Consider the following 12,126-nt stretch of genomic DNA (forward strand, 5'->3'; position numbering starts at 1 on the left):
TAAAAAAATAATTATGCAAGAAGGTATATATGCTAAATTTAACACCTCTAAGGGGGAAATATTAGTAAAACTTACCCACGATAAAACACCCGGAACCGTTGGAAATTTTGTTGGTCTGGCGGAAGGAAATCTGGAAAATGAAGTAAAACCTCAGGGGCAACCCTATTACAACGGATTAAAATTCCACAGGGTAATTCCCGACTTTATGATCCAGGGAGGATGTCCCCAGGGAACAGGTGTCGGAGGACCCGGATATCAGTTTGATGATGAGTTTCATTCAGACTTAAGACACAGTGGTCCCGGAGTACTTTCTATGGCCAATGCCGGTCCCGGAACTAACGGGAGTCAGTTCTTTATCACTCACCTGGAAACACCATGGCTGGATGATAAACACAGTGTTTTTGGTTTTGTGGAAAGCGGACAGGAAGTTGTTGATGCGATTGCTCAGGGAGACAGCATAGACAGTATTGAAATTGTACGTGTTGGAGAGGAAGCCGAAAAATGGAATGCTGTTGAAGCTTTCAGGACTTTCGAAGGAAGCAGGGAAAAGAGACTGGCAGAGGAAAAAAGAAAAGCCGAAGAAGAACTTGATAAACTTTCTGCAGGTTTTGATAAGACAGACAGCGGATTGAGATACAAGATCATTCAGAAAGGAAACGGACCCAAAGCAGAAAAGGGAAATAATGTTTCCGTACACTACGAAGGGCAATTGACCAACGGAATGGTTTTCGATTCTTCCTATAAGCGTAAAGAACCTATCGATTTTCAATTAGGTGTAGGTCAGGTGATCCCGGGATGGGACGAAGGGATCGGTTTATTGAATGTCGGTGATAAAGCGCGTTTGGTAATACCTTCAGACCTTGCTTACGGAAGCAGAGGAGCAGGAGGGGTTATTCCTCCGAATGCCACACTTATTTTTGATGTGGAATTAATGGATATCAAATAGAGATACGTTAAGAATAAAAACAAAAAACTCCGCTCAAGGCGGAGTTTTTTTATTGCTGTACTTTCTTTTAGTTCAGATTGGGCTGAGGTGTTAACCTTAAATAAGGTTTTACTTCCTTAAAGCCTTTGGTAAACATAGTTTCGGCTTCTTCGTTGGTAATAGCCGGACTGATCACCACTTCTTCTCCATGTTGCCAGTTGGCTGGAGTAGCTACCTTGTGATAAGCAGTAAGCTGCAGCGAATCGATAACCCTCAGGAGTTCATCAAAATTCCTCCCTGTTGAAGCGGGATAGGTAATGATAAGTTTTACGGTCTTATCCGGCCCTATAACGTAGACCGAACGAACTGTTAGGGTAGCATCCGCATTCGGATGGATCATATCATACAATTCAGAAACCTTTCTGTCTTCATCGGCTATGATCGGAAAATTAACCGTGGTATTCTGAGTTTCATTAATATCATTTATCCACCCTTTATGAGATTCCAGACCGTCAACACTTAAGGCAATAACCTTGGCATTGCGCTTTTCAAATTCTTCTTTATACTTTGCTACCGTACCTAATTCGGTAGTACAAACCGGTGTATAATCTGCCGGATGTGAGAATAGAACTCCCCAGCCGTCGCCCAGGTATTCGTGAAAATTGATTTCACCTTCCGAGCTTTGAGCGGTAAAGTCGGGAGCCACATCACCTAGTCTTAAAGTTGCCATATAATTTTTTTTAATTAATTATTTATTACCTAATAAAAATAAGGTAGAAAATCGGTTATAATGCTTACTTTTATGTTAAAGTTTATCACCGTATTTACCTTAAAATTATGACTGAAAAAGAGCTTGAAAAATTAAGATATCCAACGGGTAAATTCCAATGCCCGGAGGAGATCACATCCGAAGATCTGGATCGCTGGACAAAGGTCCTGGAAGAACTTCCTGCAAAGCTGGAAAATCTTGTAGAAGGGCTAACCGACGAACAACTGGCTACTCCATACAGGCCGGGAGGGTGGACCATCAGACAGGTAGTGCATCATATTGCAGACAGTCATCACAACAGTTATACCCGTTTTAAGTGGGCCCTGACCGAAGAAAACCCGCTTATAAAAGTATATCAGGAAAAGAACTGGGCAGATCTGATAGATGCTAAGAACGCTCCCATCCGTATGTCTCTGGACTATCTGAGAGTACTGCATGCAAAACTCGTATACTTAATAAGGCGACTTACCTCAGACCAGTTGAAGAGAACTTTTATTCATCCGGAAGATAACAGTGAAGTATCCCTGGCCGAAAATATCGGGAAATACGCCTGGCACGGGAATCACCATTATACCCATATTAAAAACGCCCTGGAGCGTATGTAAAAGTAAAAAGCGGTAGGTGTACCGCTTTTATTTCCATTTGATGTTACAACCTATACTGGGTTTTTGATTTTCGGCTATGGCCTGATCATTCAATAAAGCATTCAGAGCACCTCTCATATCCTTACCTGTAACGGGGATGCCGTTTCCCGGACGTGAATCATCCAGTTGTCCGCGATAAACAAGCGTTGACTCCCTGTCGAAAATATAAAAATCCGGAGTACAGGCAGCATCGTAACTTCTGGCTACCTCCTGACTTTCATCATAGAGATAGGGGAAACTGAATCCTTGCTCTCTGGCGTTCTCCTTCATTAGGTGAGGCGCATCCTGCGGATAATTCACCACATCATTACTGGAAATAGCTGCAAAACCTATTCCCTGGCTCTGGTAATCCTTTGCCAACCTGGAGATCTCCTGGTTCACATGAATTACAAACGGGCAATGGTTACATATAAACATGATAACCGTTCCCTTTTCTCCTTTAATATCCTGAAACTGAATATTTTTATCTGAAACCGTATCCAAAAGATTGAAATCGGGAGCCGCCGTACCTAAAGGCAGCATATTACTTTCTGTTCGTGCCATTTTTTTGTTTTTGAAATTACAAAGAATCTTCAAATCCCCGTAAGGAAATACAAAAAATCGTAAATTGTACTTCCAACAAAAACGAATACCATGAAAACACTGGAACAATGGTTTGAGGAATACGGTGTTAGCCATCAGAACAAAACCAACAAGGCAATACATTATATCTGTGTTCCTGCTATTTTTTTCTCCATAGTGGGTTTATTAATGAGCATTCCCACTACTTTTCTGGAAAATCTCTTTCCTTTTGAGAATCCTTTTATTGAAAACTGGGCAACCATGGTGCTTGTACTGGTGCTGTTTTTCTATGTACGCCTGTCATTATTAATGGCCTTTAAGGTCCTGTTGTTTGCTGCTTTTTGTGTAATTGCCAATCATTTTATTGCGCAGTATGCGCCTCTGTGGCTGGTATCCCTGATCATTTTTGCAGTGGCCTGGATCGGCCAGTTCTACGGACATAAAATAGAGGGGAAGAAGCCTTCTTTCCTCAAAGACCTTCAGTTTTTATTAATCGGCCCTGCCTGGGTCCTCGATAATATCTTTAAAAAATAATGGAAATAACCTGGGACGACTTTATGAAAGTCGAAATGCGGGTGGGAACTATCCTGGAAGTAAACGATTTTCCCAAAGCCCGGAAACCTGCCTATCAGCTTACCATAGACTTCGGAGAAGAAATAGGGATCCGGAAATCTTCGGCGCAGGTAACAAAGCGCTATACTAAAGAGGAACTCTTAAACAGGCAGGTCATCGCTGTTGTGAACTTCCCTAAAAAGCAGATCGCCAATTTTATGAGTGAATGCCTGGTTATGGGAGCCGTAGACGGAGATGATGTTATTCTGATAGCTACAGAAGCCCGGGTAAAGAACGGTTTAAGGATAGGCTAGGTCTATTCCCTGATCAATTCTACAATTAACGGGTAATGATCCGAACCGATATTCGGTCCTGTTCTTCTGTCCGTTACCTTAAGGTCCTCGCTTACAAAACAATGATCTATACTGGCCGAGACCAAAGGCATTTGGGTATGCCAGCTGTTCTGTATCCCGAATCCGTATCTGCTGTCAACCAGCCCAGTTTCTTTAGTAAGACGGTTCATATTAGCAGAAAAGCCGGAGCAATTCAGATCGCCAATGACAATAGTACTTTTTCTTTGTTCCCGTACGAGGGAATTGATACGTTTAAATTCGCTATTCCTGATCTTAAAGCCATTGGCATCTACCGGAGCAACCGTATGAATTCCGAGAAGGACGATGCTTTCCTTATTAAAGTCGAACTCTGCCAGGAATGAAAGATGATCCACTTCGTTTAGATACAGCTCTTCAATCTTTTTAAAGGGGATCTTGCTAAAAATACCAATCCCGTAATTACCGGTTCTCGGGGCCATACGGTAATGGGGATATACAGCCAGCAGCGGAGCCATTTCCCTTTCCCAGTGTGGGGTTAGTTCCTGAAGCACAAAAACATCGAAGTCCTCTTTCTCAATAAATTCTCTGACTCTCTGGTACTCCTTATTAGAAGACCATACATTAATACCGCCTACTTTCAGGCGCTCAGTATCCGGATATTCTTCCGGCGGATAATAAAAAGGAAGGATCTCTAAACCGATAACAAGAGAAAGCAATGCGAATAGAATAACTTTTGCCCGGTCTTTTTTCCAGAGGGAAAACAGGAGTACTGCAATAAAAAAGAAAAAATAATACATCCTGAAATGAGAGAAATAATCAAACAACCAGTAATAAGCTCCCAGGTAGGAGAGAAGGAAACTCAGGACGCTTCCAAACAAAATACCGTTTATTGTAAAATACTTTCCTTTCATATATAATTAAGAACTGTTGATGAACAACATAATTTTTGAATCTTCTCCCGGAGAAGGGATCATCTTATCAAATTCCATTTCCAGTTTCTTCAGGAGGTGGATGGAACGCTCATTTTCCTGATCGGTAATAGCGGCTATTTTTTCCAGTTTCAATTCTTTTTTTGCATACTTCATGGTTGCCTGCGCAGCTTCCAGGGCAAAACCATTTCCTTCAAATTCGGGCATTAGGGCAAAGCCGATATCCGGATATTCCAGATGTTCCCGTTTTACCAGCCCACAGATCCCCAGTGCCGTTTTATCCGCTTTGGCTTCCATCAGATATAAACCATAACCGAAAGTCTGATAACTTTTCAGGAATCGTTCTTCAATATAGTTGATCGCATCTTCCGGAGTTTTAACACCCCTGTCTCCTATAAACTTAAGCCAGCCCGGAGAATTCATCAACCGGAGCAGGAAGTCGTGGTCATTCCTCTCTAGTTCTCTCAGATATAGACGTTCGGTTTCAATTACGATCATTCTCAATTCTGTTTTTTGGAAAGTTCATCAATGGTAATAGCTTCAAAAAGATAGGATTTTACCAGATCTGCATCAATCTCGCTTAACTTCTTAAAATCCCTCCAATATACCTGTTTTCTGTTTTCCTTCGACAAAAAACCGATCTCATCTTGTAGCAGATATCCTTTTGTGAAACCCAGACGGACCCCTTCATAAGTCTTTTTCTTTCCCCAGAGCACAGAGGCAGGCCAGATAAAGCATACATTCGAATATCGTTTGTAGAAAGGCACATTATACGACAGCTTTTCGGTACAATTCGGAAAACATTCCAGGATAAGCTTTCTTAAGTAAAGGGTGATTTCCAATTCATCCTGAGGGAGATAGTCGAGGAATTCCTCTACCGACCCAAAACTGACGTTTTGCATTTTTTTTGCGCTCATGGATTTAATGGAATACAGATTGTTTCTTCAAAGATAAATTATTGGATTATTAAAATTAAAACAATCATCTTTGTGTTTATGGAAATAGGAAATAACAAAGAAGAACTTTTAAAGCTGGCATTTTATAAAATGCCTTTCGGAAAATATAAAGACCGTTATCTGATAGATCTACCCGAAGCTTATCTGACCTGGTTTCAACTGAAAGGTTACCCCAACGGAAAGCTGGGAGAATACCTGAAATCAACCTATGAGATCAAGATCAACGGCCTAGAACATCTTATCCGTACCATACAAAAACAATTTCCACAGAACAGATAACAGCTTAGATGAGGTTTCCCTTGTGTTTATCTGCTCTGTATCAAAAACTAAGATTTTCGAAAACCTATTTTCACATAATTCATTACAATTAATCCGTAATCTATTCGTACCTTTACGCCCCGTAAGAACAAAAACAAATTCGTGTTACTATGGCGCAAACCAAGTACATTTTCGTTACGGGAGGAGTGACTTCATCACTTGGAAAAGGAATAATAGCCGCATCACTTGCAAAACTGCTTCAGGCAAGGGGCTACAGGACAACCATTCAGAAATTAGATCCTTATATTAATGTAGATCCGGGAACGCTTAATCCGTATGAACACGGAGAGTGTTATGTGACCAACGACGGGGCAGAAACAGATCTCGATTTAGGACATTACGAACGTTTTTTGAATGTAAGCACTTCCCAGGCGAATAATGTGACTACCGGACGAATTTATCAGAGCGTTATAGAAAAAGAACGTAAAGGAGAATTTCTCGGGAAGACCGTACAGGTAGTTCCTCATATTACCAATGAGATCAAGGAACGTATCCAGATCCTTGGTAAGAGCGGCGATTACGATATTGTAATTACCGAGATAGGAGGTACTGTGGGGGATATCGAGTCACTGCCATATATAGAATCTGTTCGTCAGTTACTTTGGGAACTGGGAGAAAATAACGGAATTGTGGTACACCTTACCCTTGTTCCTTTTTTATCGGCTGCAGGAGAATTAAAGACCAAACCTACACAGCACTCGGTAAAAACTTTGATGGAAAGCGGAATACAAGCCGATATTTTGGTATGTCGTACGGAACACGAATTACCGGATGACCTGAGGTCTAAACTGGCATTGTTCTGCAACGTAAAAAAGGAAGCGGTTATACAGTCTATTGACGCTTCTACCATTTACGATGTACCGAATTTAATGCTTAACGAGGGACTTGACAGAGTAGCACTTAAGAAACTGGCGCTTACGGATGATTCAAAACCCGATCTTACACAATGGAATGAGTTCGTGCAGCGTCATAAGAATCCTAAGAATGAGGTGTGCATCGGACTGATCGGAAAATATGTTGAGCTTCAGGATTCCTATAAATCTATTTTGGAGGCATTTATTCATGCCGGAGCAGCCAACGAAGTAAAAGTAAATATAGAATCCATCCATTCGGAATATATAGATGAAAAGACCATTTCAGAGAAAATAGCGCACCTGGATGGTATTCTGGTAGCTCCCGGATTCGGAGAACGTGGAGTGGAAGGAAAGATAGATACGGTTAGATATGCACGTGAGAACGGGATCCCGTTTTTAGGGATCTGCCTCGGAATGCAAATGGCCGTCATAGAATTTGCAAGGAATGTACTGAACCTGGACAATGCTAATTCTACGGAAATGGATGAAAATACCCCTCATCCGGTGATCGACCTGATGGAAGAGCAGAAAAGTGTTACCCATAAAGGAGGTACCATGCGTCTCGGAGCATGGAAATGCAGCCTGAAGGAAGGTAGTATTGTAAAAGAAGTATACGGAGAGGAAACTATAGATGAGCGCCACCGTCACCGTTATGAATTTAACAACAGTTATAAGGAACAGATGGAAGCAGAAGGCCTTATTGCTACAGGGTTTAACCCGGATACCGGATTGGTTGAGATCGTAGAAATACCTGAGCACAGATGGTTTGTCGGGGTACAGTACCATCCGGAATATAAGAGTACAGTTGCCAACCCCCATGCCTTGTTTGTTGCCTTTGTAAAGGCAGCTCTTACCTACAAAAAAGAAAAAACAAGTGCCACTTTGGCATAAAAACAATATTTGGAAATATCTTTGCAGACCAAAAGCAATAGTTGAATAAGTATCATTGCATGCTTTTTATGTAATGTCTTATGTTTTAATATACGTACTGAACAATAAATATGGAACAAAAGAAATTTGATTTTAACTCGATAATAGGTTTTGTTTTGATCGGGTTGATCTTGATCTGGTATCTCTACAACAATCAGCCTACTCCCGAAGAGCTGGAAGAGCGAAAAGCCCAGCAGGAGCAGGTAGAAAAGGAAAGGAAGGAAGAAGAAAGCAAGAATGCCAGTATAGCCGATGTACAGGAAGAAACCCCTGTAGATCTGAGCGATTCTACGGCTTTGGCCAAATATCAAAGTACTTTAGGAGCCTTCGGATATGCCGCAAGCCTGCCTTCGGCAAAGGATACCTATACGGTACTGGAGAACGATGTACTCTACTTAAAGATCAACAATAAAGGTGGACAGATCGCAGAAGTGAAGATGAAGAATTATGTGACCTATGATTCTATTCCGGTTTACCTGGTGAAGGATAACAATGCATCTTTTAACCTGAGTTTCGGAACTACAGATAACAGGACACTAAGTACAAAAGACCTTTATTTTGAGCCTCAGCTTAGCGAGAATGGAGATACCAAGGTGCTTTCCATGAAGCTGAAAGTTTCTGAGAGCAAATACCTGGAATACCGCTATGAGCTAAAACCCGGAGATTACCTTCTTGATTTTACGGTAAGATCTCAGGGATTGAACGGTATCCTGAACAGCTCACAACCGGTTAACCTGGACTGGAAATCTAAGTCTATCAGGCATGCCAAGAGTATTCAGTATGAGAATCGTTATACCAGGCTTACTTATCAGCATGACGGAAAAAAGGTAAATAAATTAAGCCAGGGTGGTGATGATAATGAAGAGGAAAAAGATGTGAAATGGATCTCCTATCGTCAACATTTCTTTAGCTCTATCCTGATTGCCGAAACTCCTTTTAAAACTGCAAACTTAGCATCGCAGAACCTGGTAGAAGAAGAAAGTAAGGAAGCCAAATGGACCAAAGCTTACGCCAGTAGCATTCCGTTGGAACTTAAAGGTGGAGAGCTTAATTACAATCTTAACTTGTATTACGGACCGACAGATCTTAAGACATTCAATAAGTATAAGGAGTTAGACCTGGCAGATTCCATTCCCTTCGGATGGGGGATCTTCGGATGGATCAACAAACATGTGTTTACACCGATGTATAGCTGGTTAAGCGGATTCCTTCCTTATGGTGTGGCTATTATAATTATGACCATCCTTGTGCGTCTGGCATTATCTCCGGTAACTTATAAATCCTATCTGTCTCAGGCTAAAATGAAGGTTTTACGCCCGGAGATCACAGAGATCAATAATAAGTTCAAGGATGAGCCTATGAAAAAGCAGCAGGAAACAATGAAGCTGTACAATAAGGCAGGCGTCAGCCCGATGAGTGGTTGTGTCCCGGCATTGCTGCAGCTACCGATTTTCTATGCCTTATTCATGTTTTTCCCGACGGCCTTTGCACTTCGTCAGAAGCCATTCCTGTGGGCAGAAGACCTGTCTTCTTATGATGTGGTGGCCAACCTGCCGTTTAACATCCCGTTTTACGGAGATCACGTGAGTTTATTCCCGATCCTGGCGTCTGTGGCTATCTTTATTTATATGCAGATGACTACGGGTCAGACTATGCAAACCCAGCAGCCGGGAATGCCGAATATGAAATTCATCATGTATCTCTCTCCGCTAATGATGTTATTCTTCTTTAACAACTATGCAAGTGGATTGAGTTTATACTATTTCATCTCTAACCTGATTACCATCTTTATTATGTTAGTGATCAAAAACTACATTATAGATGATGAGAAGATCCATGCTAAAATAGAGGAGAATAAGAAGAAGCCTAAGAAGAAGAGCAGATTCCAGCAGCGTATGCAGGAAATGATGGAGCAGGCAGAAGCTCAGAAAAAAGCAAGAAACAAAAGATAAGTTAGCTTTAGCAACTTTATCAGATAAAACAAGATCTCAGTAAGCGAAAGTTTACTGGGATCTTTTCTTTTAGGGGTATAAACCACCTCACCTGCTTGAATGCAGGTAGCCCTTCTTAAAAAGGAGGGGAATTTTAATGTACACCAATATAAAAAATTCCTTCCCTTAAAGAAGGGAAGATGGCTTTAACGCAGTTAAAGACGGAAGGGTTATAATAACGAAAGATGTTCTTTTAACTGTGTATTACGAGGAGTATGACGACGAAGTAATCTTTCCAATATATAGTAAGATCGCTTCTCTATGTTTGTCTGCCGACAAGACAAGCTCGCGATGGCAGGAGGGTTTATTTCTGTTCGTTTTTGGGTCAAGCCAAAAATGAATGAAAGCAATTCTTTTAGTACACCCCTAAGGTCCCCTCAAGGGGACAATCTTGTAGCCTTAACTTTCATTAAGTCGGAATTATTAACCATATTCACTCTGCCTACCGAAAGGTAGGCTGGGATGAGGGATTTTATCGAATCAATAATGAAAATTGGAAGAATGCCCTCACCTTAATCCTCTCCAAGGGGGAGAGGAAACTATATATCTAAACAAGAACCTTCTCTAAATAAAAAAAGCATCCGGGGCAAGGATGCTTTTTTATTTTGCTATACGAATATAGCGCTCGTCTTAATTGTGTGGCATGAGGCTAACTATTAAATAGTACTTTCATACCGCCAAAATGGTCATATGTAAATCGGTAACCCGCCCCCAAGGAAAAAAAAACTTAATCGGTTTTCCCTGGGAGCGAAATATTTTGAGGAGTATCTTTTACCACAATAGGTTGTGGCCTAAGTTCTTTAGAAGAGAAAAAACTTAAGATACTATTATAGAGTCTTCGTAAAAATTTTAATGTGGAATTACTGGGGTAGTAAGTTCTCATAGTCGTAGGTTATTTAATTTTTTAAGGCAAGACGAATCTATATATTCGCTCCATACCGACAAAAAACTTCCGAGCAAATGCACGATCTTTTCTATGAACGGTAAATTTTGACCTCAAAATCTAAATAAAATGCTAAAATGGACCCCTGTGTTCCGAGCTGATTTTTTATAAAATATATTCGTATAGTTTAAAACAATCGATGGCATAGTAAATACCAATGAGAGAAGAAGCGTAGCTTATATTGATTTTGTAAATTTGCAGTTGAAAAAAATTGCGAGAATAAGTATAACTGATGAAAAGAGTAGTTGTTGGTTTATCGGGAGGAGTAGATTCCAGTGTCACAGCCTATTTGCTGAAAGAGCAGGGCTATGAGGTAATTGGCCTGTTCATGAAGAACTGGCATGACGATTCTGTGACCATTTCCAATGAATGTCCCTGGCTGGAAGACAGCAATGATGCAATGATCGTTGCCGAGAAACTAGGTATTCCCTTTCAGACGGTAGACCTGAGTGAAGAATACAAAGAACGTATTGTAGATTATATGTTTAATGAATACGAAAGGGGGAGAACACCCAACCCGGACGTACTTTGTAACCGGGAGATCAAATTTGACGTATTCATGAAGATCGCTTTAAGCCTGGGTGCCGACTATGTGGCTACCGGACATTATTGCAGGAAGGGAGAGATAGAGAAAGATGGTAAAAAAGTATATCAGCTGCTTGCCGGAAAGGATTCTAATAAAGATCAGTCCTATTTCCTGTGTCAGCTTTCTCAGGAACAGTTGAGCAAAACACTTTTTCCTATTGGAGAGTTGACCAAACCGGAAGTAAGGGAGATCGCTACCGAACAGGGATTGGTAACGGCAGATAAAAAGGACTCACAAGGATTGTGTTTTATCGGGAAGGTCCGTCTACCGGAATTCCTTCAGCAGAAATTAAAACCGAAAGAAGGAGATATTGTTGAGGTCCCATCCGGGAATCTCCATTATCAGAGAAATATCCCTGTATTTGATTCCAAAGAGGCAGAGCTGGCTTTCTTTGCAGAAAAATTCAGCTATTCCCCGGAAGACGGAAAAGTGGTTGGAAAGCACCAGGGAGCCCACTACTTTACCAAAGGACAACGTAAGGGACTTAATGTTGGAGGTACCGTAGAACCTTTGTTTGTTATAGATACCGATGTAGATGAGAATATCATCTATACCGGCCAGGGAAAGGAACATCCGGGATTGTTCAGGAGAACGATCTTCGTTAATAATGATGAACTGCACTGGATACGTGAAGACCTGCAGTTAAATGAAGATGAATCCATGAACGTAAAGGCCCGTATTCGTTACAGGCAGCCTTTACAGGATGCAGTATTGTACAGAGTGAGTTCGGGAATGTATATAGATTTTAAAACTCCGCAAAGCGCCATTACCGAAGGGCAGTTTGTAGCCTGGTATCAGGATGACGAACTGGTAGGTTCGGGCGTTATTTCATAATA

General features: G+C 41.2%; 13 protein-coding genes. 8 read left to right on the forward strand and 5 right to left on the reverse strand.

Features of this window, described 5'->3' with window-relative positions:
• Window positions 1-13: 13 nt before the first annotated feature.
• Window positions 14-946, forward strand: a complete 933-nt coding sequence (locus GWK08_RS18570; RefSeq protein WP_163608739.1) for a peptidylprolyl isomerase — start codon at window positions 14-16, stop codon at window positions 944-946.
• 67 nt (window positions 947-1,013) lie between these two features.
• On the opposite strand, the gene GWK08_RS18575 is transcribed toward GWK08_RS18570, so the two are convergent.
• Window positions 1,014-1,655, reverse strand: coding sequence for a peroxiredoxin (locus tag GWK08_RS18575; RefSeq protein WP_163608740.1), 642 nt, complete (start codon window positions 1,653-1,655; stop codon window positions 1,014-1,016).
• Window positions 1,656-1,762: 107 nt separating this feature from the next.
• Here GWK08_RS18575 and GWK08_RS18580 point away from each other — a divergent pair, with 107 nt between their 5' ends.
• Window positions 1,763-2,299, forward strand: coding sequence for a YfiT family bacillithiol transferase (locus GWK08_RS18580; protein ID WP_163608741.1), 537 nt, complete (start codon window positions 1,763-1,765; stop codon window positions 2,297-2,299).
• Between the two features lie 27 nt (window positions 2,300-2,326).
• Here GWK08_RS18580 and GWK08_RS18585 read toward each other — a convergent pair whose 3' ends face one another.
• Window positions 2,327-2,881 (reverse strand): thioredoxin family protein, encoded by a 555-nt coding sequence (locus GWK08_RS18585; RefSeq protein WP_163608742.1) that lies wholly within the window; start codon window positions 2,879-2,881, stop codon window positions 2,327-2,329.
• Between the two features lie 90 nt (window positions 2,882-2,971).
• Between GWK08_RS18585 and GWK08_RS18590 the strand changes: the two genes are divergently transcribed.
• Both GWK08_RS18590 and GWK08_RS18595 read left to right on the forward strand, forming a co-directional pair.
• Window positions 2,972-3,433 (forward strand): Mpo1 family 2-hydroxy fatty acid dioxygenase, encoded by a 462-nt coding sequence (locus GWK08_RS18590; RefSeq protein ID WP_163608743.1) that lies wholly within the window; start codon window positions 2,972-2,974, stop codon window positions 3,431-3,433.
• Window positions 3,433-3,765 carry a tRNA-binding protein gene (locus GWK08_RS18595; RefSeq protein ID WP_163608744.1) on the forward strand — a complete coding sequence of 111 codons (333 nt, stop codon included), beginning with the start codon at window positions 3,433-3,435 and terminating at the stop codon, window positions 3,763-3,765. The genes GWK08_RS18590 and GWK08_RS18595 overlap by 1 nt, the downstream gene beginning before the upstream one ends.
• A gap of 2 nt (window positions 3,766-3,767) precedes the next feature.
• Here the strand turns inward: GWK08_RS18595 and GWK08_RS18600 are convergent, their stop codons facing one another.
• The 3 genes from GWK08_RS18600 to GWK08_RS18610 are packed head-to-tail and all read right to left on the reverse strand — an operon-like array spanning window position 3,768 to window position 5,629.
• Window positions 3,768-4,694 carry an endonuclease/exonuclease/phosphatase family protein gene (locus tag GWK08_RS18600; RefSeq protein ID WP_163608745.1) on the reverse strand — a complete coding sequence of 309 codons (927 nt, stop codon included), beginning with the start codon at window positions 4,692-4,694 and terminating at the stop codon, window positions 3,768-3,770.
• 6 nt (window positions 4,695-4,700) lie between these two features.
• Window positions 4,701-5,210: a GNAT family N-acetyltransferase gene (locus GWK08_RS18605; protein WP_163608746.1), complete on the reverse strand. Its 510-nt coding sequence runs from the start codon at window positions 5,208-5,210 to the stop codon at window positions 4,701-4,703.
• A 2-nt stretch (window positions 5,211-5,212) separates the two neighbouring features.
• Window positions 5,213-5,629, reverse strand: coding sequence for a DUF1801 domain-containing protein (locus tag GWK08_RS18610; protein ID WP_239524958.1), 417 nt, complete (start codon window positions 5,627-5,629; stop codon window positions 5,213-5,215).
• Window positions 5,630-5,707: 78 nt separating this feature from the next.
• Here GWK08_RS18610 and GWK08_RS18615 point away from each other — a divergent pair, with 78 nt between their 5' ends.
• From GWK08_RS18615 to mnmA, 4 genes are all read left to right on the forward strand, one after another.
• A complete protein-coding gene (locus GWK08_RS18615; RefSeq protein WP_163608747.1) occupies window positions 5,708-5,947 on the forward strand; it encodes a DUF3820 family protein in 240 nt (79 codons plus the stop codon).
• A gap of 149 nt (window positions 5,948-6,096) precedes the next feature.
• Entirely contained in the window at window positions 6,097-7,731 is a 1,635-nt protein-coding gene (locus GWK08_RS18620; protein ID WP_163608748.1) for a CTP synthase, read from the forward strand.
• A gap of 110 nt (window positions 7,732-7,841) precedes the next feature.
• Window positions 7,842-9,722 (forward strand): membrane protein insertase YidC, encoded by a 1,881-nt coding sequence (yidC, locus tag GWK08_RS18625; protein WP_163608749.1) that lies wholly within the window; start codon window positions 7,842-7,844, stop codon window positions 9,720-9,722.
• A 1,214-nt stretch (window positions 9,723-10,936) separates the two neighbouring features.
• A complete protein-coding gene (gene mnmA / locus GWK08_RS18630) occupies window positions 10,937-12,124 on the forward strand; it encodes a tRNA 2-thiouridine(34) synthase MnmA (protein WP_163608750.1) in 1,188 nt (395 codons plus the stop codon).
• Window positions 12,125-12,126: the final 2 nt, after the last annotated feature.

The sequence above is a fragment of the Leptobacterium flavescens genome (assembly GCF_010671605.1).
GTDB lineage: Bacteria > Bacteroidota > Bacteroidia > Flavobacteriales > Flavobacteriaceae > Leptobacterium > Leptobacterium flavescens.

What these genes read in the sequence shown, in the direction of transcription:
- GWK08_RS18570 (WP_163608739.1), top strand. Translation starts at nt 14, where the DNA reads ATGCAAGAAGGTATATATGCTAAATTTAACACCTCTAAGGGGGAAATA.
- GWK08_RS18575 (WP_163608740.1), bottom strand. Translation starts at nt 1,655, where the DNA reads ATGGCAACTTTAAGACTAGGTGATGTGGCTCCCGACTTTACCGCTCAA.
- GWK08_RS18580 (WP_163608741.1), top strand. Translation starts at nt 1,763, where the DNA reads ATGACTGAAAAAGAGCTTGAAAAATTAAGATATCCAACGGGTAAATTC.
- GWK08_RS18585 (WP_163608742.1), bottom strand. Translation starts at nt 2,881, where the DNA reads ATGGCACGAACAGAAAGTAATATGCTGCCTTTAGGTACGGCGGCTCCC.
- GWK08_RS18590 (WP_163608743.1), top strand. Translation starts at nt 2,972, where the DNA reads ATGAAAACACTGGAACAATGGTTTGAGGAATACGGTGTTAGCCATCAG.
- GWK08_RS18595 (WP_163608744.1), top strand. Translation starts at nt 3,433, where the DNA reads ATGGAAATAACCTGGGACGACTTTATGAAAGTCGAAATGCGGGTGGGA.
- GWK08_RS18600 (WP_163608745.1), bottom strand. Translation starts at nt 4,694, where the DNA reads ATGAAAGGAAAGTATTTTACAATAAACGGTATTTTGTTTGGAAGCGTC.
- GWK08_RS18605 (WP_163608746.1), bottom strand. Translation starts at nt 5,210, where the DNA reads ATGATCGTAATTGAAACCGAACGTCTATATCTGAGAGAACTAGAGAGG.
- GWK08_RS18610 (WP_239524958.1), bottom strand. Translation starts at nt 5,629, where the DNA reads ATGAGCGCAAAAAAAATGCAAAACGTCAGTTTTGGGTCGGTAGAGGAA.
- GWK08_RS18615 (WP_163608747.1), top strand. Translation starts at nt 5,708, where the DNA reads ATGGAAATAGGAAATAACAAAGAAGAACTTTTAAAGCTGGCATTTTAT.
- GWK08_RS18620 (WP_163608748.1), top strand. Translation starts at nt 6,097, where the DNA reads ATGGCGCAAACCAAGTACATTTTCGTTACGGGAGGAGTGACTTCATCA.
- yidC (WP_163608749.1), top strand. Translation starts at nt 7,842, where the DNA reads ATGGAACAAAAGAAATTTGATTTTAACTCGATAATAGGTTTTGTTTTG.
- mnmA (WP_163608750.1), top strand. Translation starts at nt 10,937, where the DNA reads ATGAAAAGAGTAGTTGTTGGTTTATCGGGAGGAGTAGATTCCAGTGTC.